The organism is Corynebacterium uberis, assembly GCF_020616335.1.
Taxonomy (GTDB): Bacteria; Actinomycetota; Actinomycetes; order Mycobacteriales; family Mycobacteriaceae; genus Corynebacterium; species Corynebacterium uberis.
In genome coordinates this window covers 1,529,843-1,552,309 of the sequence record NZ_CP085051.1, presented here as the reverse complement: position 1 = coordinate 1,552,309, position 22,467 = coordinate 1,529,843, and the positions used below count along the sequence as shown (strand labels likewise).

Below are 22,467 nucleotides of genomic sequence, written 5' to 3'. Positions count from 1 at the left end.
TGAGGTACACCAATCCCTCAACCTTCAAGGAGAGATCCATCATGACCGATATCACCAATGTGACGGTCCTCGGCTCGGGCGTCCTGGGCGCACAGATTGCCTTCCAGTCGGCATACGCCGGTTTCCAGGTCGTGGCCTATGACATCAACGATGATGCCGTAGCAGCTGCCACGAAGCGCTTTGACAAGCTCGGGGAGGCCTACATCCGCGACCTGGAGGATGCTACGCAGGACACCGTCGCCGCCGCGCGGGACCGCCTCACCCAGTCGTCGGATCTGGAGCAGGCAGTCTCCCAGGCGGATCTGGTCATCGAGGCCGTGCCAGAGCGGCTGGACCTTAAGAAGGAGATTTGGGCCAAGGTAGGCAAGGCAGCCCCGGAGCATACGATCTTTGCCACCAACACCTCCACGCTGCTGCCCAGTGACTTCGCGGAAGACTCCGGTCGGGTGGACAAGTTCCTGGCCCTTCACTTTGCCAATCACATTTGGCGCTACCGCACGGCGGAGGTCATGCGCACGCCCAAGACGTCCGACGAGGCCTTCCAGACGGTGCTGGACTATGCCTCAGAGATGGGCATGATCCCCGTGGCGCTCAATAAGGAGCAGCCGGGCTACGTGCTCAACTCCCTGCTCGTGCCGTTCCTTGAGGCCGGGCAGCGCCTTGTGGTCCGCGGCGTGGCGTCCCCGGAAGACATCGATGCAGACTGGGAGAACTCCACCGGCGCGCCCGCCGGCCCCTTCCGCATTCTGGACTCCATTGGGCTGCGTACCGTGGCGGCCATTGCGCACAAGAATGCTGAGGAGACCAATGATGAGGAGCTGCGCTCCTTTGCCACCCTCATCGAGGAGGAGTACCTGGCCAAGGGCCGCACGGGCGCAGAGTCCGGCGAGGGCTTCTACCGCTATGACGAAAACGGCCAGCTGCTCAAGGACTAGGAGAAGGACTAGGAGGCGTCCTGCCCGGTGAGCATGGTCAGCAGGAGCACTGCTGGCCCCTCCTGGCAGGTCACCGCATGGACCACGTGGTCTGCCAGGTGGACGACGCGCCCGGGCTCAAGGACTACGTCCTGCCCGGCGCAGTTCAGCGTGAGCGTGCCGCTAAGTCCTTGAATGGTCACGGGGTGGGCGGCCTGGTGATCGGGTAGTTCTTGGCCGGTAGCAAAGTGGAAGGCGATGATATTCGCCCGCGCGCCCTGCATCAAGCGGGTAACCGCGGGGCGGCTGCCTTCCTTGATCGCGGGGGCGTCGGCAAGGACATCAGTGATGGTCATTCCGGGGGTGGCCTGGTGTTGTGCGGCGCCGAATGCTTCTGGCTGGTGAATATCCATGGGGGATCCTTCCTTGTGGGTTGGTGTTGTGGGTTGGTCTAGGAACAGGTGGTATCGAGGGCCAGGCGAATCATGGTGCTCAGCCCGGTTTCGCGTTCCTCGGGGGGACATGACTGCCCGGTGACGATGTTGTCGGAGACGCTAAACATCCCTAGCGCCTGCACTCCGGCCCGGGCGGCGACGGCGTAGAGTCCTGCGGATTCCATCTCTACGGCGAGTACGCCCATATTCGCCCAGCGCTCGTTGACGGTGGGGTCATCGTTGTAGAACACGTCTGAGGAGACAATGTTTCCCACGCGCACGGGGGTACCGGATGCTGCCGCGGTGGCGGCGACGCGTTGGAGGAGGTCCCAAGAACCCAGAGGGGCAAACGTTCCGGGCAGATTGTATTGCTCGATGAACCGGGAGTCGGTGCAGGCACCTTGGGCGACAACGACGTCGAGAAGCGAAATGTCTGCGCGCAGGGCGCCGCAGGATCCGATGCGCACCAGCGTGGTGGCCCCAAAGACGTCGATGAGTTCGTGGGCATACAAACTAATGGAGGGGATGCCCATGCCGGATCCCATGACCGATACGGGAGTTCCCCGATAGGTGCCGGTAAACCCCAGCATGTTGCGCACTGAATTGAACTGGACCACGTCCTCTAGAAAGTTCTCCGCAACAAATTTGGCGCGCAGTGGGTCTCCTGGCAGGAGCACGGTGGGGGCGATGGGGGCGCCTTGGGGATTGATGTGGGGAGTAGCTGGCATGGTTTCTCCGTTCGAATCGCGCAGGTGCTTGCCTGCCCCACAATAGTCTTCCCAATTGGCCTGCTAAGTTGTGCTGCATGGAGTTGATGATTGGGCGAGTGGTCAAGGCGCATGGGATTCGCGGCGAGGTTGTTGTGGAGCCGCGCACGGATGTTCCCGAGCAGCGTTTTGCCCCCGGCACGGTGGTGCAGGGAAAGCAGGGGGGTCGGACACGCGAACTGACGGTCACAGCGATGCGCCCGCACCAGGGCAGACTTCTTATCACGTTTGCGGAGATTGCGGATCGCACGGCCGCGGAGTCGCTGCGTTCGACGACCTTTTTTGCCCCGCCGCGCGAGGATGATGAGGGCTTTTATGATCATGACCTGGAGGGGCTGCGGGTTCTCCAGGACGGCGCCGACATTGGTGAGGTCACGGGGGTGACGCATGTTCCAGGCCGGCTTCTCCTTGAGGTGACGATCAATTCCGGAAAGGAGGTCCTCATCCCCTTTGTGGAAGACATTGTCCCGGACGTTGACCTTGATTCCGGAACGTGTGTGATCACCCCTCCAGAAGGGCTGTTGGAGCTGTAACCTCATGCGCTTAGACGTCATAACTATCTTTCCCGAATATCTTGATCCGCTGCGCCATGCCCTTCTAGGTAAGGCCATTGAGCAGGGGATTCTCTCCGTGGGCGTCCATGACCTGCGGGACTGGGCACCGGGGGTTCATCAGGCGGTGGATGATTCTCCCTACGGTGGCGGCCCCGGAATGGTGATGACCCCCACGGTGTGGGGGCCGGCCCTTGACGCGGTCGCGGCGGGTAGCGCGCCTGGCACGGAGCTGTCCTCTTCGCAGCAGCACCGCGGGGGCCCGCGCCATGATGAGCTCGCGGGCGTGGACGCGTGCGCTTACGAACCCGACCAGGAGGATCGCTCCCTTCCTCTCCTGCTGGTTCCCACCCCCGCCGGCACCCCATTTACGCAAGAGGACGCGCGCCGCTGGTCCACGGAGTCCCACATCGTTTTCGCCTGCGGGCGTTACGAGGGCATTGACCAGCGCGTCTTCGAGGATGCGGCAACGCGCTATCGGGTGCGTGAGGTCTCCATCGGGGATTATGTGCTCATCGGCGGGGAGGTCGCCGTGCTCGTCATCGCAGAGGCAGTGGTGCGCCTCATCCCGGGCGTTCTGGGAAACCGGCGCAGCCATGAAGAAGATAGCTTCTCCGATGGCCTGCTCGAAGGGCCCTCATACACCAAGCCGCGCACGTGGCGGGGACTTTCCGTTCCGGAGGCGCTGACCAGCGGCGATCATGCGCGCATTCGCAGGTGGCACAGGCAGCAGGCAATCGTGCGCACGGCTCGGGTACGCCCGGAGCTTCTCGACGCCGCCGAGCTCACCGCCGCAGAAAGGCAGGCGCTTGCCGCCCGCCGCCGTCATGTGACCAATCTGACCGTGCTCCTTGACCCGCGGCAGTGGCGTGATCACCTGCCGCATGCCCGCGCGGCCCTGAGCAGTGCGGGCCTCGACGTGGAGCGCATGGACGCCTACGCGCAGGCATCGACGTGCCAGCCGGACAACATGCTGGCCAATGAGTATGAGGCCACGCACGGGTTTTCGCCGGTGGGCATGGAGTTGTACCGCCTGGAGGTGGTGGCCACCTCCGAGCTCGAGTGTGATGCCGTCACTGCCGCGGTGGTGGGGGCGTTGCCGGACAATACCCCGTGGTACGGGTCCACGCGCTGGCAGGATCAGTGATCTAGCCGCGCAGGATGGCAGCTACCTTTTTGCCGCGGGCCAGCTCGTCGACGATCTTGTCTAGCTGGCGTACCGCGCGCAGGAATGGATCGGAGATGTCTTCGACGCGGACCCCACATATGACCCCACGAATCTCGGGCGCATGCGGGGTGGTCTGCGCGGTGTCGAGCAGTTCGCCGAGGGTGATGTCGCTGTCGCGGGCGTGCGTCAAGACGTCGGGGGAGTCGTTGAAATACCAGGTCAAGACCGCATCTAGTTCGTCGATGGTGCGATCCTTGCGGAGGATTTTTGCGCGGTAGCACTCGTAGAGGTCGGCGAAGGTCATGGCGCGTAGTCGGGTGGTGGTGTCCATGTGGCAATACTACCGTTTACCTGCGGATGTTCGAATGGGGAAGGGGTGTGTTCGAATGGGAGGGTAGGGGGTTGGGGTTGGTGGTCTAGGGTGTGGGGAAAGAAAGAAAAAGTGAGGGTGACGGGGAGAAAAAAAGGGGGTAGCTCATGGTGGTGGCAGCTGTAGTAGAGCCCGGTTATCGGGCCTGTAACCCAGACAACCCAGACTGCGTGTTCTTCATGGATAACAATGAGCGTCAGGTTGCCTTCTGGAAAGACAAGCTGCGGTGGATTCTTGCGCAGGAGGAAGACTTTGATGTCACGCGTGACAGCGTGGCGGAAAACCTAGGCATGCGTCCGGCGAAGGTCGAGGACTACGTGTTTAGTGTGGAGATCCTGTCGCACCTGCCCAAGGTAGATGCTCTCCAGGAGAGTCTGCACCACTTGTGCATGGAGCGCGTGTGCGCCATCGGGCGGGCGTTGGCCAGTGAATCGAATGAGACGATCGCCTCCCTTGACTCGCAGATCGCGGAATACGTGACCCCTACCCGGGCGCATCAGCATCTTCCGTCCCCGCAGGCAATGTACCGAAAGGTCCGCCTGCTGGTACGCGAGGCGGAAGGCCCGCGGGCTCCTGAGCCGCTCAAGCGGGTGGCCGCCAGTGTGGCCTTCGAGGCGGTTCCGGGCGGGGCTACACAGATCCGAGCCGTGGTCAGCCAGGGGGCGGCGGTAGCAATCTATGAGGCGTTATCCCAGTTGTCTTCCCAGCGCCGGTGCAGCATGGGGCAGGCTTTTGAGGAGTTGTTTACGCAGCAGGCCACCGTGCGGTGTGTGCTCAACTTCTTTTCCCCTGATCCGGATTCGCAGGCCACCTATCTGGTGGGTTCCGGGGAGTTGAGCCGGCAGGAGGCGGCCTACTTCGCGCCGCTGATCGATGGGTACCGCTGCCTTGATGGGGTGGGGGAGATCCTCACGCAGCGTCATGATGCACCGCGCGATGTTGCGGTGGCGGTTCGCCTGCGCGACGGGACCTGCCGGTACCCGCACTGCTCCCGGACGCGCAACTTGCAGCTTCATCATGTCATTGACCACGGTTTGGGCGGGGCGACCACCATGTCGAACTTGGCGTGCCTGTGTCCGCATCACCACAACATGGTCACGTTTGATCATGTGCGCATGTTCATGGGACACACGGGCAATTGCCACTGGTTCTTCCCGGATGGAACCACCACGGTCACGGATCCCACGGGGCCACTGGCACAGCCTCGTCCGCGCCAGTGGCGGGTCAGCCTCACGGATGCGCGGGAGCACAGGAGGGCCTATTACCAAGCCCTCCACGGCGGCGAGGGGAAGGGAGTCTAGAATCGCGGGAATGATCTCTGCGACTATCGCCCGAGAATTGGGGGTTGGGCAGCCCCAGGTTGATGCTGCCTTGGACCTGATCGATCAGGGCAACACGGTGCCTTTTATCGCTCGTTACCGCAAGGAAGCCACGGGTGGCCTTGATGACTCGCAACTGCGCACGCTGGCCGAGCGCGCGGAGTACCTCCGCGACCTTGAGCAGCGCAAGGAGACGATTCTCAAGGCCATTGAGGAGCAAGGGGCACTCAGCGAGAATCTGCGTGCCCTCATCCTCGCTTGTGAGACGAAGGCACGCCTGGAGGACCTGTATTTGCCGTTTAAGAAGCGGCGCCGCACCAAGGCAGATAAGGCCCGGGAGGCGGGCATCGAGCCGTTGCTAGATACTCTCATCGCGCAGCCGCAGCAGGATCCCCAGGACGCCGCCGCGGCCTATGTGTGCCCCGGCTATGAGGACACTAAGGCAGTCCTTGATGGCGCGCGGGCGATTCTGGTCGAGCAGCTGAGCCTGGACGCGGATCTGGTGGGGGAGGTCCGGGAGGAGGTGTTTAAGCGCGGCACCATGGTCTCTGCGGTGGAGGAGTCCAAGAAGGCTGAGGGCGCGAAATATGCGGACTACTTTGAGTTCAGTGAGTCGTGTGATTCGCTTCCTAGCCACCGCATTCTCGCCCTGTTGCGCGGGGAAGCCGAAGGCGTTCTTACGGTGCGCTTGGATCCCGGCGAGGATGCCTTCTATGAGGGTCTTATCGCGCAACGCAGCGGGCTTGACACCGCAGCGTCGCCGTGGCTTGCTCAGGCCGTGCGTTTTGGGTGGCGCACAAAGCTGAGTGTCTCTAGTGGCCTGGACGCGCGGATGCGGCTCAAGGAGCGGGCAGAAAAGGACGCCCTTGTGGTCTTCGCCCGGAATCTGCGCGACATTTTGTTGGCCGCCCCGGCGGGCCATAAGGCGGTGTTGGGCCTCGATCCTGGCTACCGCAATGGCGTGAAGTGTGCCGTGGTGGATGCCACGGGCAAGGTGCTCGATACCGTGGTGGTGTATCCGCATCAGCCGCAGCAGCAGTGGCGGCAGGCGAAGGAGACGTTGGTGCGTCTTGCCACCACGCATGGGGTGGATCTGATCGCGGTGGGCAATGGCACCGCATCCCGGGAGTCGGATGCCCTGGCCCGTGAGGTGTCGCAGGAGGTTGCCAGCCACCCGGTCCCGGTTGTGGTTTCGGAGGCCGGCGCGTCGGTCTATTCCGCCTCCGAGCTTGCTGCGCGGGAGTTTCCGCAGATGGATGTGTCTTTGCGGGGTGCGGTCTCTATTGCCCGTAGGTTGCAGGACCCGTTGGCTGAGCTGGTCAAGATTGATCCGAAGGCCTTGGGCGTGGGCCAGTATCAGCATGATGTCAATCAGCAGGCGTTGGCGCGCACACTCGATGGGGTGGTGGAGGATGCGGTCAACGCGGTGGGCGTGGACGTGAATTCTGCGTCGGCGCCGCTGTTGGCGCGGGTGGCGGGGATTAGTGCCACCGTGGCTGACAATATTGTGGCGTTCCGCAATGAGCATGGGGCGTTTGCTAGCCGCAAGGAGTTGGGCAAGGTTCCGCGTTTGGGCCCTAAGGCGTTCGAGCAGGCTGCGGGCTTTTTGCGGATTCCTGGGGCGGCGGATCCCTTGGATGGGTCTGCGGTGCATCCGGAGGCGTATCCGCTGGTGCGGCGGATTGCGCAGGCCCAAGGCCTAAAGGTGGCTGACTTGGTGGGCAATTCTGCGGTGTTGTCGCGGTTGCGCCCAGCTGATTTCGCCGATGAGACTTTCGGCGTTCCCACGGTGACGGACATTATTGCTGAGCTGGATAAGCCGGGCCGGGATCCGCGCCCGGAGTTCCGCACGGCGACGTTCAAGGAGGGGGTGAACAAGATTTCGGACCTGTCCGCGGGGATGATCGTGGAGGGAACGGTGTCCAATGTTGCCGCGTTCGGCGCGTTTGTGGATGTGGGCGTCCACCAGGATGGTTTGGTTCACGTCTCGGAGATGTCGCGCCGTTTTGTCTCCGACCCGCATGAGGTGGTGCGTTCCGGTGATGTGGTGAAGGTGCGCGTCATCGATGTTGATGTGCCCCGCAAGCGTATTTCTTTGAGTTTGCTTCTCGACGCCCCCGCCAAGCGGTCCCGCCCCCGCAAGGACGGTTCGCTGGCCGCGGCGCTGAAGAATGCGGGGTTTAAGTCCTCCTAGGAAGTGTGGGGTTTCCCCGAATCCCGCCGGGCAGGCTGAGCAGTGTTGCGGCGGTGTCGGGGTAGTCGGCTACCAGGCGGTCGCTGCGCTGCCCGGAGGCGCAGTAGATCACCGCGGTGCCGGATAGCTGCGCGAGATCCGCGGGGGTCAGCGTGGATAGCGGTAGGTGGAGGGAGGGGGTTGTCCAGGCGAAGTCTTCGGCGAGGCGTTCGTGGTCTTCACGAATGTCTACGGCCGTGGCCTCTCCGGATTCGACGAGGGCAAAGAGCTCCTGTGCCCGGGGAATCGAGCATGTTTGCGCGTAGGTGCCCAGGTGGGTGACGCGGTCGCGGTGGGGGTCTGCGGTGACGGTGACGTGGCGGAGGGTGGCCGCGAGGGCGTCGTAAAGCTGCACTCTGCCGGGGATGACCCCGTCGAGGTGGGCGAGGAATTTTGTGGCCTCGGTGGCCATGAGTGATCCGACGACGGCGGTGGTCACGCCGAGGACGCCGGCGGTGGCGCAGTCGGGGACGGAGGCGGCGTCGGGCTGGTCGGGGAAGAGGTCGCGCAGGCTCATGCCGTCGGCCCAGAAGGCGACCTGGCCGACGTAGCGCAGCACGCTGCCCCACACAAGCGGTGTATGGGTGATTTCGCAGGCGTCGGCGCACAGGTATTTCGTGGCAAACGTGTCAGAGCCGTCGATGACGAGGTCGACGCCGCGCACCAGGTCGAGCGCGTTGTCTTCGGTGAGCCGCTCGTTGCGGCAGTGCAGGGTGATGGAGGGTTGGATCTCGCGCAGCCGCCGCGCAGCAACATCGACTTTTGGTTGGCCGCAGTCGGCGACCCCGAAGAGGATCTGGCGGTGCAGGTTGCTCAAGGAGACGGTGTCATCATCGATGATGGTCATGGTGCCCACCCCCACTGCCGCCAGAGATTGCATGATGGGGCACCCGAGCCCTCCGGCGCCCACGATGAGCACGTGGGAGTGGTGCAGACGGCGCTGGGACTCCGCGGTGAATCCGGGCAGTGCCAGGTGGCGGGCCGTGCGCACCTGTTCCTCGTGGTTCATAACACCTCCTGCGCCCAGGTAGCTAGTCCGGTGAAGGTGGAGGACGCTTGGGCGTGCTCGCGGCGGGGGATGCGCCCGGCCTCGCGGGCGTCATAGCCGGCGCGCACCGCATGGGCCATGGCGCGGGCCATGCGCGCCGGGTCGTGGCAGCGGTTGATGGCGCTGGCAACGAGCACCCCGGAGCAGCCCAATTCCATAGCGAGCGCGGCGTCGGAGGCGGTGCCAACCCCGGCATCGATGAGGACGGGAACGTGGGCGCGGGAGCAGATGAGCTCGATGTTGTGGGGGTTGAGTATTCCCAGCCCGGTGCCGATGGGCGCGCCCAGGGGCATGACCGCGTCGACGCCGACGTCCTCCAGGCGCCGGGCCACGATCGGATCGTCCGAGGTGTAGGCGAGCACGCTAAATCCGTCGGCGACGAGGCGCTCGCACGCATCGACGAGCTCGACGACGTCGGGAAGCAACGTGTGCTCATCCGCGATGACTTCAGCCTTGATGAGGTTGGTGCCCAGTGCCTCGCGCGCCAGCTGGGCGGTGAGCAGCACGTCCCGGGCGGTGCGACAGCCCGCGGTATTGGGCAGCGCGGTGATGCCGAGCCGGCGCAGCAGGGAGAAGACCGATTCGCCCTGGGCTGCGGGGTTGTGGCGGCGCATGGACACGGTTGTCAGCTGGGTGCCTGAGGCCACGAGTGCTTGTTCGAGCAGCTCGTGGGAGGTGGCGCCACCCGTGCCCATGATGAGCCGCGATTCTAGGGTGATCTCGCCGATAGTAAGCACTACTAGCCTCCCTGAACCGCGGTGAGGATGTCGATGACGTCGCCGTCGCTGATCGGCCGCGACCACTCCGAGCGCGGCACGACTGCCCCGTTGACGGCCACGGCGACCCCGCTGGGTGAGGCCAGCTCTGGAAGGTCCGCAATGGTGCCGCCGGCGTCGTGGCGCGGCTGATCATTAACCGTATAAGCAATCATGACTGGGTCCTTGTCCTTTCTTGGTGGCGGAGGGGGTCGCAGGCCGTTAAGAGGTCTGCGTCGGCGGGTCGGGCTCCCGTTGCCAGGTCCGCACCGGCAGCCGCCCCCAGCGCGCTGAGTAGAATCCCGTGACGGAAATAGCCGGTAGAGACCACGATGTTGGGGCTCACCCGGCCCAGGTAGGGAAGGTCATCGGGGGTGCCCGGACGCGCGCCCGTACCCCACTCGACCATGCCGGCCTCCTCCAACCCGGGGACGATGCGGCAGGCGTCGGCCAACAGGTCGCGCACGCAGCCGACCGGGGTGTCGGGACGCTCGTCTTCCCGCGTGGTCGCACCGATGGCCACCGTCCCGTCTGGGCGCGGAATGATGTAGACCGGCCGATCCTCCACAAAGCCGCGGATGACCCGGTCGATGAGGCCCGGCGCCCGCACGATGAGGATGTCGCCATATACCGGGCGCAACGCCAGCGCGGGGCGGGCCTGCCACCCGGAGATGTCCGCCGCGCCCAATCCGCACGACACCACGATCTGGGTATCCCCACAGACCTCCGCGGTCTCATCATCGCCGGAAATGTGGTGCACCCGGCCTTGGTCGTCGCAGTCGAAGTGGCGCGCGGCGGTGAGCACAAACTCCACCCCGCGCCGCGCCAACGCATCGATGAGTCCTTGGGCAAAGATCCGCGGGGCGACCTGATGATCGCCGGGGATGGACACCGCACCGGCGATGCCAGGGCTCAAGGCCGGCTCCAGGTCGCGCGCCTGCCGCACGGTGATCCGCTCGACCTGCATGCCGTGCGCCTGCTGGTGCGCGGTCAACTCTTTGAGGTGCTGCGCATCCGCGCGATCGCCGGCGACCACGAGGGTGCCCTCGTCGCGGAAACCCAGGGGCTTGTCCGTGAACGTGCCCACGCGCTCGAGTAGCGAGGGCCACGCGCGGGCGGCGCTGAGCATGAGCGGGTAGAGCGGATCCTGGCAATACTGCACCTCCGCGACCGGGGCGAGCATGCCGCCGGCGAAATGAGTCGCCGCGCTGACCGGATCCGGGTCAACCACGCTGACGGAACACCCCCGCTCGGTCAGCTCAAAAGCGGTGGTCAGACCGATGATTCCGGCACCGATCACGATGGCATGCATGCAAAGCTCCTTACTATCGACGCCGCCGTTCCCGCTGGGTCGGCAGCATTCATCAACTCCCTGCACAGCGCGACACCCGCCACACCAGTGGCGGCCAAGGCCGGCACGTCAGCTTGGGTGACATCACCGATGGCCACCAGCGGCACCTGGGACAGCGCGACAAGCGGCGGGTAGCCCTCCACCCCGATGGGCGGCCGCCCGGAATCCTTGGTGGGGGTGGGGCGAAACGGTCCGCAGCCAACATAGTCAATGAGGTGCGCCTGCGTATTCGCCGCGCGGATCAGGTCGGCCGTGCCGGTGGTCAGGCCGATGATGGCCTGCGGGCCAAGGACGCGCCGGGCATCGCCCACGGGCAGATCCTCCTGGCCAAGATGGACGCCGTGGACGTGTTCGCCAGCGGCCATGAGGGCGGCGGCGACATCGGTGCGGTCATCGATGAGCACGCGGGTATTGGGGGCCTCACGGAAAACCGCGCGGGCGACGGCGCGTGCCAGCTCGGCAAGGTCCCGCACGGATGTCGGTTTGCTGCGCACCTGAACTACCCCGGCGCCACCACGTGCAGCGGCGGCCGCGACGGCAGCGATGTGGCTGCGTGAAGGATGCCGGGAGGTGACCAGGTAGCAGCGCAGGTCGAGGGAGTTATTCACGCGATCCTTTCAGTGATTCCTTTGGTGGGAGGGTCGGAAGGGAGGACGTCGGAAGGGAGGACGTCGGAAGGGAGGACGTCGGAAGGGAGGGCATGCCCAGCGCGGTGGGGCAGAAGTGCTCCGGGTAGGCCTCCCGAATGTCCTGGCTGATGCGCATCGAGCAAAACTTCGGGCCGCACATGGAACAAAAGTGCGCCTTCTTGGCGGGTTCTGCCGGCAGCGTTTCATCATGAAACTCTTGTGCTGTGGGCGGGTCGAGGGACAACGCGAATTGATCGTGCCAGCGGAAATCGAAGCGCGCCGCGCTCATGGCGTCGTCCCACTCCCGGGCCCCGGGGTGGCCTTTGGCCACGTCTGCCGCGTGGGCGGCGATTTTGTAGGCGATCACGCCGGTTTTCACGTCATCCCGGTTGGGCAGGCCCAGATGCTCCTTGGGAGTGACGTAGCACAGCATGGCGGTGCCGCCCATGGCAATGGTGGCCGCCCCGATGGCGGAGGTGATGTGGTCATAGCCGGGAGCCACGTCCGTGACCAGGGGGCCGAGGGTATAAAACGGGGCATCCTGGCACCACGCTTGTTCGTAGTCATTATTGATGGGGATGTCGTTTAAAGGCACATGCCCGGGCCCCTCCACCATGACCTGAACGTCGAAGTTCCAGGCGATGCGGGTCAGCTCGCCGATGGTGGCCAGCTCGGCGAATTGTGCGGCATCATTCGCGTCGGCCAGGCACCCCGGGCGCAGCCCGTCGCCCAAGGAAAAGGCGACGTCGTAGGACTTGAGGATCGCGCACATATCGGCAAAGTGCTCGTAGAGGAACGACTCCTTGTTGTGAGCCAGGCACCACCCCGCCACGATGGAGCCGCCGCGGCTGACTATGCCCGTCACCCGGTGGGCGGTCAGGGGAATGTAGTCGCGCAGCACCCCGGCATGGATGGTCATGTAATCGACCCCCTGCTCGCACTGCTCGATGATGGTTTCCTCCATGACCTGCCAGGACAGCTCCTCTGCGCGCCCGTTGACCTTCTCCAAGGCCTGATAGATGGGCACGGTGCCAATAGGAACCGGGGAGTTGCGCAGGATCCATTCACGGGTCTCATGGATATCCGGGCCGGTGGACAAGTCCATGACCGTGTCCGCGCCCCAGCGGATCGCCCACTGGAGTTTGGCTACCTCTTCTTTGATGGAGGAGCTCACCGCGGAGTTGCCAATATTGGCGTTGATTTTGGTGAGGAACCGGCGCCCGATGATCATGGGCTCAAGTTCGGGGTGGCGCAGGTTAGCCGGGATGATGGCCCGCCCGGCAGCAACCTCGCTGCGCACCAGTTCTACGGGACAGTGCTCGCGGGCGGCCACGAACTCCATTTCCGGGGTGATCTGCCCGGCGCGGGCCGCCGCCATTTGGGTGGGGTGTGACCCGGCGCTCGCCGCGTTGTGCCAGGTGGAGCGGAGTGCGGGCAGGCCTTGGGCTTCGGGGTTGGCTGGTCCGCAGGTGCGGTAGCGGGATACGGGAGGGTGCTCCCCGGTGAGGGTGACGCGTGTTTCTGGTACTTCCAACTCGATGCCTGCGCGGGTTCGCAGGCGTATGGGGGCAGGGGAGTGTTGCGGGTGAATCTCCGTGGTGGACATGGGTGGGCCTCGCTTCCTTCGCTGGTACTAACCAGACAGGTTCGAACGGTTTGGCGCGGCGGTAGCGCCTTCTCAGCCCGGTGCCCCGGGCTCCCGTGGGGATGTCAATGGTTGAGTATAGGGGGCGGCGTCGGTGCGGCGTGGTGGTTTGAAAAGGGTGGGGGAGCCGTGCAAGAATGTGGAAACGTTGTCTGCCTCGCGGTGGGGGGGAACCTGATTGCGGTGGCAGCGGCGAGACATGTTGCGGATACGAACCGGCCGAGCGCCCTTGTAAGGGAAGTGCCGCCAGGGTCCTCTATCCAGAAAAAGTGAGGAACTGTTTGTTATGAACATCCTGGATAAGGTCGATGCAGCGCAGCTGCGCGACGATATTCCTGATTTCCGTCCCGGCGATACCCTTGGCGTCAACGTCAAGGTCATCGAGGGCAACAACGAGCGCACCCAGCTGTTTACCGGTGTGGTGATTCGTCGCCAGGGCTCCGGCATCCGGGAGACTTTCACCGTGCGTAAGGTCTCCTTCGGCATTGGTGTGGAGCGTACCTTCCCGGTGCACTCTCCCAACATCGATTCCATCGAGGTCACCCGTCGCGGTGACGTGCGCCGTGCGAAGCTGTACTACCTGCGCAACCTGCGCGGTAAGGCTGCTCGCATCAAGGAACGTCGCTAGTACGCTCGCGCTTTTCACAACCGCCTGGCCATGTGCCGGGCGGTTGTTGCGTTTTAGGACAACAGTTGGCGGGAGGCGAGCTGCCGGTAGAGCTCGCTGGTGGCCATGAGTTCTTCATGGGTGCCCGTCGCCGCCACCCGGCCGCCGTCGAGGACGATGATTTGGTCAGAGTCTGTCACCGTGGACAGCCGGTGAGCCACCGTGATCGTGGTGCGCCCGCGCGAGCTTGCGGCCACGGCGTCGAGAATGAGCTGCTCGTTGTGGGAGTCCACGGCGGAGGTGGGTTCGTCGAGGAGCAGCAGGGGAGTGTCCATGAGGAGCATGCGCGCGAGCGCGAGGCGCTGGCGTTGTCCCCCGGACAGGGTCATGCCGCGGTCGCCGAGGGTGGTTTCAAGGCCTTTTTCTTGGACGAAGCGTTCGGCCATGTTGACGTCGCGCAGGGCCTGCCAGCATTGTTCGTCGGTGGCGTTGGGGTTGGCCAGGCGCAGGTTGTCGGCGACCGTGCCGGCGAGGACGGCGGCCTCCTGCTCCACGTAGCCGATGGCGGCGCGCAGCTGGGGCCGCGCCACCGTGGACGCGTCTTGGCCGTTGAGCATGATGCGTCCCGAGTCGGGATCGTAGAAGCGCTCGATGAGCGCCAAGGTGGTAGATTTTCCGGACCCGGATGGGCCGACCAAGGCGGTGCGGGTTCCCGGTGGGACGTGGAAGGTTACGTCCTCAAGGACGGGGCCCTCGGAGGTGGGGTAGGAGAAAGTGACATGCTCGAAGGCCAGGGCGTCGGACTGCGCGACGGGCTGGAGGGGTTGGCCGTCGGTGTCTTCTGGGTCTTGTTCCATGACTTGGTCGATGCGCTCGATGGCGCCCATCGCGGAGCGCACCGTGGTCACGGCCCCAAAGATGGTGGTCAGCGGGCCTGCCACCATGAATAGATAGAGGACAAAGGAAACCAGGTCAGCAACGGTGATTGTCTGGGCGGCGACGCGCATGCCGCCAACGCCCAGGACAGCCAGGAACGCGCCCTGCATGGCTAACCCAGAGACCGGGTAGAGCACGCCTTCGATGGCGGCGATGCGCCGGCCATGCACAAACGCCCGGTGTGCTTGGTCTCCTAGTTCAGCTTCGGCTGCGTCTTCTGCGTGGGCGGCCCGAATTGTGCGGATGGCCAGCAGGCTGCGTTCCATGCCCGCCCCCAGGTCACCGACTGCTTTCTGGGCTGCTTTGGTTGATTTTTGGATGCGTGACGACGCCGCTACTACCGCCACCATCGCGGCAACTACTACTCCCAGCACGACCAGCAGCATGACAATATCGATCAGCGCCATGAGCACGATCGCGCCGGCCATGGTGGCCACCCCGCCGATGGCGCTGATCAGGCCGCCGGTAAAGGCGGTGCGCACCAGCGTGGTATCTGATCCCAGCCGGCTGACCAGATCGCCGGTGCGGTGGGTGTCATAGGTGGCGATCGGAAGCCGCAGCATGCGGGCGAGCAGTTGTTTCCGGGATCCGAGGACAGCCGCCTCGGCGGTGCGGGTCATGATGTAGATTTCCAGGCCGCTGACGGCGGTGGAGACAATGAGCAGCCCAATGAGTGCCCCGATGAGGCCATGGGGCAGCCCACCGCCTTGGGAAAACTGCGTGATCATGCGGTTGACCACCAGCGGCTGGACAAGCCCCAGGCCCGAACCAATGAGGCTGAGGAGGACCGCGAAGATGAGTGCGCCCTTGTGGTAACCAAGCATGCGCAGGAGGGAAACAAACGCGCCCCGGCGCGGTGCCTGGGTGCCGCGGTGCCGATCATGTGTCAATGGAATGGTCCTTAGTGGGGAAATCTGGCGGGAAACCAGGTCATACGTGCATGTGTCAGTCGTCCCGCTCGGGGCGACGTCTGTTCGCTCAGGGTACTCGGGGGAAGGTGCTAGAGTCGGACGGCGTGAACGACACCGCAGAAACCCCCCAGGATGACTCGGCAGCGAAGGCTGCGCGCCCGTCACGCCCGTGGTACATCGAGCTGCCCTTGACCCTGATCACGGTGTTTGTCATCGTCTTTGTGATCCAAACGTTCATTGGGCGGGTCTATCTTATTCCTAGTGCCTCCATGGAACCTACTCTCCACGGGTGTTCTGGGTGCCAGGGTGACCGCATTGCGGTGGAGAAGATCAGCTATTACTTCAGCGATCCTGCACCGGGAGACGTTGTTGTTTTTAAGGGGACCGACTCGTGGAACCGCAGCTTTGTTTCCCAGCGCTCAGATAACCCCATCAAGCGGGGGCTAGAGAACCTGGGAGCGTATGCCGGATTAGTCGCCCCGGATGAAAATAACCTGGTCAAGCGGATCGTTGCCACGGGTGGCCAGACGGTGTCGTGCCAGGCCGGGGACCCGGCGGTGATGGTCGATGGTTCCCCCATTGATCAGGATTACGTGCTCGATCCCCCGCAGATCCCGGTGAACACTGATACCGGCTCCGTGCAATGCGGCGGCGAGTATTTCGGCCCGGTTCGGGTGCCGGACGGCAACGTGTTTGTCATGGGTGATAACCGGACGAACTCGGCAGATTCGCGGGCCCCTGAGCATATGGGTGATGAGTATCAGGGAACCATCCCGGTGGAAAACATTCGCGGTAAAGCCGTGGCACGGATTTGGCCTGTGGGGCGCATTGGAGGCATCGGCTCCCCGGATATTCAGCACCACTAAGGCGAGCGTGAGTCGTGCGCAAGCTGATTCAGCATCGCACCTATGAAGTGGCATTGTCGCGGGCTGGTTTGGGCCCCGTGGCGGGCGTGGATGAAGCCGGCCGAGGGGCGTGCGCTGGCCCCATTGCTATTGCCGCGTGCATTCTTCCAGATCGCCCGGTGGCTGAGCTGGCTACTCTTACTGATTCGAAGAAGCTCACCGCGCGGGCCCGCGAGCGCCTTTTCCCGGTGATTAAAAAGACTGCGCTGGCATGGTCTGTGGTCATTATTGACGCCGCCGAAATTGATGCTCACGGTATTCAGCGGGCAAATGTGGGCGGGATGCGCCGTGCCGTCGCGCGTTTGGATGTCGCGTGCGGGTATGTGTTGACGGACGCCATGCGCGTGCCCGGTCTGGGTCGTCCCCATCTGCCCATCATCGGTGGGGATGCGGCGGCACGCTGCATTGCTGCTGCGAGTGTGCTGGCAAAAGTCACGCGCGATGAGATGATGGTGCGCCTTGATGAATGCCTGCCGCAGTACGGGTTTGCCCGGCATAAGGGCTACGGTACGGCCGCCCATATGGACGCGGTGCGCCGCCACGGGGCGAGCGCCTTTCACCGCTACACTTATGCCAATGTGGCGTCGGCCCACCGCCAGTGGCTCGCGCAGGCGGAAGCGGCCGCGGACGGCCACAGTGTGACTACTTCGAAAGGACGGGGTGCTCGGTGAGTGCAGAAGATCTGGACAACTATGAGGCGGACGCGGAGCTGTCCCTGTACCGGGAATACCGGGACGTCGTTAGTCAGTTTTCTTATGTTGTAGAAACGGAGCGGCGTTTCTATTTGGCCAATGCGGTGGAACTCATTGCGCACGATTCTGGCGAAACGGAACTTTATTATGAGGTCCGGATGTCTGATGCGTGGGTGTGGGATATGTATCGGCCGGCGCGTTTCGTGCGCTATGTGCGCGTTATTACCTATAAGGACGTGAACATTGAGGAGCTGGACAAGCCGGAGATGATTCTGCCGGAGTAAGGCGAGTGCGGGGGACGGACCTGTGGATAGGGGGGATCTATCCACAGGGGATCGGGGGCGGGGTGGCTCAGGCCGGCGCGCTGGGGCGCGGATGGGCGATGATGGGCCACACGTCACACAGGAAAAGGGGGAAACATGTCTACATCAGCGCCGCCCAGCGCCGGGCATCGTCGCCAGCTGGGTCGCCAGGGGGAGGCTTTTGCCGCCGCCTATTATCGGGACCGGGGAGCACACATCCTGGCTATGAATGTGGCCTATCCGTGCGGGGAGCTTGACCTGATTTGTCAGGAAGATGACGGAACGGTGGTCTTCGTGGAGGTCAAGACGCGCTCCACGCCGGACTTTGGAACCGCGGAGGCCATCACCGCGCGCAAACTCGGGCGCATGCGCCGCGCCGCCGCACAATGGCTGCGAGGGACCGCGTATGTGCCGGTGCGTTTCGACGTCCTCGCGCTCACCGTCGTCGGGCGGCATCAGGGTCTCGGGGGAGAAGAACATCTTCTCTTTGACACGGACTGGTACCCGGGGGTTGACGATGCCGCCAATTAGGAAGCTCGCCCGCGTATCGTCCGTAGCACTCCATGGGATTCATGCGCAGCTGGTCAGCGTGGAGGCCAATATCGGTCCTGGCCTGCCGGGGCTGCACGTTGTGGGGTTGGCAGATACCAGCGTGCGGGAATCGCGCGAGCGGATAAAAACTGCGGCGGCCAACTGCGGCATTGCCTGGCCGCGCACCAAGGTCATCATCTCCTTGTCGCCGGCGGATATGCCCAAGGCCGGCTCGCACTTTGATCTGGCGATTACCCTCGCGGTGCTTGCTGCCCAAGCTCACGATGATGAGGTTGCGGCCCGCCTGGCTGGCGTCCTGGTTGTGGGGGAGATCGGACTGGATGGGGCGATCAAACCCGTGCCCGGGGTCCTCGCGGCGATTCTGCGCGCGCGGGAGTGCGGGATTGCGCAGGTCATTGTCCCGGAGGAAACGATGGCCGAGGCTGCATTGGCCACCGGGATCGATGTTCGCTGCGTTGCCACGCTGCGCCAGGCCCACGAGTGGCTGTTTCAGGGCCGCCCGTTGCCCCGAGTGGGCAACATCGTGGCCTCTGGGGCGCCACCGCACTACGGGGATTTCAGCGATGTCGCAGGCCAGGATCACGCGAAATTCGGCGCGCAGGTGGCCGCGGCAGGCGGGCACCATCTGCTCATGATCGGCCCGCCGGGATCGGGCAAGTCCATGATCGCGCAGCGCATGGCTGGCCTGCTGCCGCCCCTGGGGCCCGATGAGGTTATTGAGGCCACGATTGTCCACTCCATCGCCGGCAATGGATCCGAACCGATCACGCGGGCGCCCTTCGTCGCACCGCACCATTCCATCACCCGCTCCGGACTCCTGGGAGGAGGCAGCGGCACACCCCGTCCCGGGGCCGTTAGCCTGGCGCACTGTGGGGTGCTGTTTCTTGACGAAGTCTCCGAGATTCCCGCGCGCATCCTCGACGGGCTACGCACCCCCCTCGAGCAGCACAGCGTCCGCATCGTGCGGGCACACCGCGAGTATCGGTTCCCTGCCCGCTGCCAACTCGTGCTGGCGGCCAACCCGTGCCGGTGCGGCGCCGAGGAGCCCCACGAGTGTCGGTGCAGCGCCCAGACCCGGCGAACATATCTAGAAAACCTCTCCGGGCCGCTGCGCGATCGCTTAGACATCATGGTGAGCACGCACGGCAAGATGTCGGTGCTTTCCGACGCCCACGCCACCAGCACCGCAGACATCGCTCAGGCAGTCGCGCTGGCCCGCGAGCGGGCGACGGCCCGGTGGGTCGAGAGGGGCCTCGACGTGACCACCAATGCGCAGGTTGAGGGGACTGTGCTGCGGCGAGAGTTTCCCGCCACCGAGGCCGCCATGGCCATGCTCGGTGCCTTCCTTGCCCGGGGAGAGATGAGTCAACGCGGCGTTGATCGCACCCTCAAGATCGCATGGACGCTCGCCGACTTGGCGGGCTGTGACATCCCGGATGTTGATCACGTTGCCGCCGCCTTGGACCTGCGCGGCACCCCAACGATCCAGGCGGCCGCATGAGCTGGACACAAGAGCAACTCGCCTGGGCATACCTTTCCAGAGTCGTAGAAGGACCATCCCGGGAGCTGACAGCACTATTAGCCGGCGGAGCGAGCGCCGTGGATATCGCCCGCGGCGTGGCCGGCCAGGAGGACTGGATAGGAGACCTCGCCCGCCAGACCGCGTCGCGCCGGGGGACCAATCGGGCTGAGCACGACCTGGAGGCGGCAGCCGCGGTGGGTGCCCAGCTGATTCATCCCGGCCATGAGCAGTGGCCGGCCGAACAGCTCGACCACGCCTTTGGTTTTGCCGCCTCTGGGTGCAGCCCGCACATCCGCAGCCATCAGGCCGATGCGGTGGCCCCCCATGCGCTGTGGGTGCGCGGCGGCGTGCTGCCAGAGCTTCTCGCGCAGGCAGTAAGCGTTGTGGGCACCCGGGCGATGACCAGCTACGGGGCCCAAGCCACCGGCCACATCGTCCGCGGGCTAGCTGCGCACCAGTGGACCATCATTTCGGGAGGCGCACTGGGGGTTGATTGCGTGGCACATGAGCAAGCGCTGGCTGCCGGGGGCTCGACCATCGTTGTCAGCGCGTGCGGGATCGACCGGTTTTATCCCGCGCGCAATCGGACGCTGTGCGAGCGCATTGCCTCCGGCGGCGGGGCTGTGGTCAGCGAGTACCCACCCGGGGTGACCCCACAGCGGCACCGTTTTCTTACCCGCAATAGGTTGGTGGCGGCACTGTCCGCGGGCACAGTGGTCATCGAGGCCTCCTGGCGATCTGGCGCACTGAACACCTTGAGCTGGGCGGAAGGTTTGGGCCGGGTGACCATGGCCGTACCGGGCCCTATTACGGGACCAGGCTCCCTCGGGTGCCACCAGCGCATCATGAAAGGACAGGCGCAACTTGTGTGTAGCGCCGATGAGGTGCGCGGGCTGCTCAGCGCCGTGGGCGCGGTGACGGCGGAGGACCAATACGAGTTGCAGTTTGGTGCGGATACTGTCCAGGGGCTGAGCCGAAATGAGCTGCGCGTATTTGATGCGCTGCCCGTCCGAGGCGAGGGTGGGAGCCCGGGCGAGGAAATTGCGGCCACCGCGGGACTGCCTATTGCCCTGGTCATGCATGTTCTGGTGGAGTTGCGCCAGCGCGGCGTAGTGGAACTTCACGGTTCGGCGTGGCAGCGCGCTGCTGGCTAGGCGGGGCGTCCATTACGGTGGATGCCATGGCGCAGGCAGGCACGCAACTGATCGAAGCGATTGAGGACTTTGGGGAGTATCAATCCCTGGTTCTTGGCCGCTCGCCAGCCACCGTGCGCGGGTACAAAAGTGACCTCCGTGACCTTGCCGCCGTGGTGGGCGACTTCGCGCATTTCCGGCTGCCGGCCCTGCGTTCGTGGCTGGCACAGTCGGTGGCGGCGGGGCGGGCCCGGTCGACGATGGCCCGGCGCATCGCGGCTGTGCGCGCGTTTTCCACCTGGGCAGTAGACCAAGGCCATATTGACCGCGATGAGGCCGCCCGGCTGGTTGCGCCGAAACGACACCGTCACCTGCCGGAGGTGTTGACTGCGGAGCAAGCGCGCCGGGTTGTCGAGCACCCCGAGGCGCACCCCGATTCCGCCGTGGCGGTGCGGGACCGGGCGATCGTGGAATTGTTGTACGCCACCGGTGTGCGCGTTGCGGAATTGTGCGGTCTGGACTGCGGGGACGTCGATAAGCAGCGGTGCACGCTGCGGGTGGTGGGCAAAGGCAACAAGGAGCGCGTTGTGCCGTTTGGGCGGGCCGCGGCTAGCGCGGTGGAGGCGTGGCTGGAGCGGCGCTCAGAGCTTGCTGGGCCGCAGGGGGGGCGGGCGCTTTTTGTCGGGCAACGCAGCGGTACGCGCATTGATCAGCGCCAGGTGCGCCGCATCGTCGATGCTGCAGCCAGTCAAGGTGGGGTGAGCCATGTCTCGCCCCATGAGCTGCGTCACTCTGCGGCCACTCATCTGCTGGAAGGCGGCGCTGATCTGCGCGTGGTGCAGGAGTTGTTGGGGCACTCGTCGATGCAGACGACGCAGATTTATACCCACGTCAGTGCGGCGCGTTTGCGCCAGGTCTATCAGCAGACTCATCCACGGGCTTGAGCCGAATGACGGGGCTGTCAAGCAGGCTCAAGGGGTTAATGTAGTCAGCCTTGCGCTCGGCCCACTTTGCGCCCCAACTCAAGCCGGGATGGCCGTCGGTGGGGGTAGACAGTATTCCGATGACCTGGCCGACCGTGATCGTGTCACCTGCCCGGACTCGAGCGAGCACCGGCTGGTAAGTCGTGCGGATGCCGTCGGGGTGATCGATGCTGACGGTGGGTGTTCCGGCGATGACTCCGGCGAAGTTGACCGTTCCCGAACCTGCCGCTGTAATCGGTTGGCCCGGGGCAGCAAACAGGTCGACGCCGCGGTGCCCGGGGAGCCAGTCCTGGGCTGGAGGGTCAAAAGCCCGCGTGACCATGGAGGGTCGGGGGTTGCCGGTGATGGGGTCGCGGTAGGCGCCGGCGCTGGCTTGTGGCGGCGCGGCGCACAGGATGGTCAGGAGAGCGGCGAAGAGTGCTGCGAGACACGCCGCGGGTGTTCGTGTGGTGCGGGCTCGCTGGGGGTGCGAACCGGCGGGGAGAGGCGCGGCGTCGATAAGCGTTTCGTGGTCGTGGCGTGCCGGGGTGTGGGTGTTCATGATTGGTCAGTGTTGGTCAGGCCGGGCGGATTGTGGTGGCGAGGCAGAATCCAAATGAAGAAGTCTGTGGAAAACGGTACGTATGAGGCTGATGTGACAAGCCTGTGAAAAGGTGGTCGGGGCCGGCTTTACCTGCGGGCTAAAGGCGTCTAAACTACCTGCTAGCAGTGTGTCTGTTGTTCGGGGTAGGACTCCAAAA

24 protein-coding genes and 1 riboswitch are annotated in these 22,467 nt (G+C 64.6%); of the genes, 13 read left to right on the top strand and 11 right to left on the bottom strand.

The genetic code is table 11. The features are described 5' to 3' along the window. Positions 1-41: 41 nt before the first annotated feature. Entirely contained in the window at positions 42-935 is an 894-nt protein-coding gene (locus LH390_RS07190; protein WP_227281959.1) for a 3-hydroxyacyl-CoA dehydrogenase, read from the top strand. Positions 936-943: 8 nt separating this feature from the next. Here the strand turns inward: LH390_RS07190 and LH390_RS07185 are convergent, their stop codons facing one another. After that, a complete protein-coding gene (locus LH390_RS07185; RefSeq protein WP_227281960.1) occupies positions 944-1,327 on the bottom strand; it encodes a cupin domain-containing protein in 384 nt (127 codons plus the stop codon). 38 nt (positions 1,328-1,365) lie between these two features. Beyond that, positions 1,366-2,076 (bottom strand): purine-nucleoside phosphorylase, encoded by a 711-nt coding sequence (gene deoD / locus LH390_RS07180; RefSeq protein ID WP_227281961.1) that lies wholly within the window; start codon positions 2,074-2,076, stop codon positions 1,366-1,368. Between the two features lie 77 nt (positions 2,077-2,153). Here deoD and rimM point away from each other — a divergent pair, with 77 nt between their 5' ends. Both rimM and trmD read left to right on the top strand, forming a co-directional pair. Then, complete coding sequence (gene rimM / locus LH390_RS07175; RefSeq protein WP_227281962.1) at positions 2,154-2,648, top strand: ribosome maturation factor RimM; 495 nt, start codon at positions 2,154-2,156, stop codon at positions 2,646-2,648. 4 nt (positions 2,649-2,652) lie between these two features. Continuing rightward, positions 2,653-3,813 (top strand): tRNA (guanosine(37)-N1)-methyltransferase TrmD, encoded by a 1,161-nt coding sequence (trmD, locus tag LH390_RS07170; protein WP_227281963.1) that lies wholly within the window; start codon positions 2,653-2,655, stop codon positions 3,811-3,813. 1 nt (position 3,814) lies between these two features. Here the strand turns inward: trmD and LH390_RS07165 are convergent, their stop codons facing one another. Next, positions 3,815-4,165: a DUF2200 family protein gene (locus tag LH390_RS07165; protein ID WP_227281964.1), complete on the bottom strand. Its 351-nt coding sequence runs from the start codon at positions 4,163-4,165 to the stop codon at positions 3,815-3,817. A 146-nt stretch (positions 4,166-4,311) separates the two neighbouring features. Between LH390_RS07165 and LH390_RS07160 the strand changes: the two genes are divergently transcribed. Together LH390_RS07160 and LH390_RS07155 are read left to right on the top strand one after the other, a co-directional pair. Further along, the gene (locus LH390_RS07160) at positions 4,312-5,505 is read left to right on the top strand and encodes an HNH endonuclease signature motif containing protein (RefSeq protein ID WP_227281965.1); all 1,194 of its coding nucleotides are present in this window, start codon (positions 4,312-4,314) and stop codon (positions 5,503-5,505) included. 10 nt (positions 5,506-5,515) lie between these two features. After that, on the top strand, positions 5,516-7,717 hold the full coding sequence (locus tag LH390_RS07155) for a Tex family protein (protein ID WP_227281966.1): 2,202 nt from the start codon (positions 5,516-5,518) through the stop codon (positions 7,715-7,717). Here LH390_RS07155 and LH390_RS07150 read toward each other — a convergent pair. The 6 genes from LH390_RS07150 to thiC form a co-directional block, all read right to left on the bottom strand. Beyond that, the gene (locus LH390_RS07150) at positions 7,704-8,765 is read right to left on the bottom strand and encodes a ThiF family adenylyltransferase (protein ID WP_227281967.1); all 1,062 of its coding nucleotides are present in this window, start codon (positions 8,763-8,765) and stop codon (positions 7,704-7,706) included. The two genes, LH390_RS07155 and LH390_RS07150, sit on opposite strands and share 14 nt — an antisense overlap. Further along, the gene (locus tag LH390_RS07145; protein ID WP_227281968.1) at positions 8,762-9,541 is read right to left on the bottom strand and encodes a thiazole synthase; all 780 of its coding nucleotides are present in this window, start codon (positions 9,539-9,541) and stop codon (positions 8,762-8,764) included. Before LH390_RS07145 ends, LH390_RS07150 begins: the two co-directional genes overlap by 4 nt. Positions 9,542-9,543: 2 nt before the next feature. Beyond that, positions 9,544-9,735, bottom strand: coding sequence for a sulfur carrier protein ThiS (gene thiS, locus LH390_RS07140; protein WP_227281969.1), 192 nt, complete (start codon positions 9,733-9,735; stop codon positions 9,544-9,546). Beyond that, positions 9,732-10,871, bottom strand: a complete 1,140-nt coding sequence (thiO, locus tag LH390_RS07135; protein ID WP_227281970.1) for a glycine oxidase ThiO — start codon at positions 10,869-10,871, stop codon at positions 9,732-9,734. The genes thiS and thiO overlap by 4 nt, the downstream gene beginning before the upstream one ends. Then, entirely contained in the window at positions 10,856-11,518 is a 663-nt protein-coding gene (locus LH390_RS07130) for a thiamine phosphate synthase (RefSeq protein ID WP_227281971.1), read from the bottom strand. The genes thiO and LH390_RS07130 overlap by 16 nt, the downstream gene beginning before the upstream one ends. Next, the gene (thiC, locus tag LH390_RS07125) at positions 11,511-13,145 is read right to left on the bottom strand and encodes a phosphomethylpyrimidine synthase ThiC (RefSeq protein ID WP_227288182.1); all 1,635 of its coding nucleotides are present in this window, start codon (positions 13,143-13,145) and stop codon (positions 11,511-11,513) included. Before thiC ends, LH390_RS07130 begins: the two co-directional genes overlap by 8 nt. After that, a riboswitch (TPP riboswitch) is annotated at positions 13,142-13,252 on the bottom strand. (Overlaps the previous gene by 4 nt.) 218 nt (positions 13,253-13,470) lie before the next feature. Here thiC and rplS point away from each other — a divergent pair. After that, complete coding sequence (gene rplS, locus LH390_RS07120; RefSeq protein WP_227281973.1) at positions 13,471-13,812, top strand: 50S ribosomal protein L19; 342 nt, start codon at positions 13,471-13,473, stop codon at positions 13,810-13,812. Between the two features lie 53 nt (positions 13,813-13,865). Here the strand turns inward: rplS and LH390_RS07115 are convergent, their stop codons facing one another. Further along, entirely contained in the window at positions 13,866-15,551 is a 1,686-nt protein-coding gene (locus tag LH390_RS07115; protein WP_227281974.1) for an ABC transporter ATP-binding protein, read from the bottom strand. A 191-nt stretch (positions 15,552-15,742) separates the two neighbouring features. On the opposite strand from LH390_RS07115, the gene lepB reads away from it, so the two are divergent. The 7 genes from lepB (at position 15,743) to LH390_RS07080 (ending at position 21,688) form a co-directional block, all read left to right on the top strand. Then, positions 15,743-16,504, top strand: coding sequence for a signal peptidase I (gene lepB, locus LH390_RS07110; protein ID WP_227281975.1), 762 nt, complete (start codon positions 15,743-15,745; stop codon positions 16,502-16,504). A gap of 14 nt (positions 16,505-16,518) precedes the next feature. Continuing rightward, positions 16,519-17,214: a ribonuclease HII gene (locus LH390_RS07105; RefSeq protein ID WP_227281976.1), complete on the top strand. Its 696-nt coding sequence runs from the start codon at positions 16,519-16,521 to the stop codon at positions 17,212-17,214. After that, positions 17,211-17,519, top strand: a complete 309-nt coding sequence (locus tag LH390_RS07100) for a DUF2469 domain-containing protein (RefSeq protein WP_227281977.1) — start codon at positions 17,211-17,213, stop codon at positions 17,517-17,519. Before LH390_RS07105 ends, LH390_RS07100 begins: the two co-directional genes overlap by 4 nt. A 135-nt stretch (positions 17,520-17,654) precedes the next feature. Continuing rightward, entirely contained in the window at positions 17,655-18,068 is a 414-nt protein-coding gene (locus LH390_RS07095; RefSeq protein WP_227281978.1) for a YraN family protein, read from the top strand. After that, positions 18,055-19,590: a YifB family Mg chelatase-like AAA ATPase gene (locus LH390_RS07090; RefSeq protein ID WP_227281979.1), complete on the top strand. Its 1,536-nt coding sequence runs from the start codon at positions 18,055-18,057 to the stop codon at positions 19,588-19,590. The genes LH390_RS07095 and LH390_RS07090 overlap by 14 nt, the downstream gene beginning before the upstream one ends. Next, entirely contained in the window at positions 19,587-20,765 is a 1,179-nt protein-coding gene (dprA, locus tag LH390_RS07085; protein WP_227281980.1) for a DNA-processing protein DprA, read from the top strand. Before LH390_RS07090 ends, dprA begins: the two co-directional genes overlap by 4 nt. Positions 20,766-20,791: 26 nt before the next feature. Next, complete coding sequence (locus LH390_RS07080; RefSeq protein WP_227337408.1) at positions 20,792-21,688, top strand: tyrosine recombinase XerC; 897 nt, start codon at positions 20,792-20,794, stop codon at positions 21,686-21,688. Here LH390_RS07080 and LH390_RS07075 read toward each other — a convergent pair. Next, entirely contained in the window at positions 21,636-22,268 is a 633-nt protein-coding gene (locus LH390_RS07075) for a M23 family metallopeptidase (RefSeq protein WP_227281981.1), read from the bottom strand. The genes LH390_RS07080 and LH390_RS07075 overlap by 53 nt on opposite strands. Positions 22,269-22,467 lie beyond the last annotated feature (199 nt).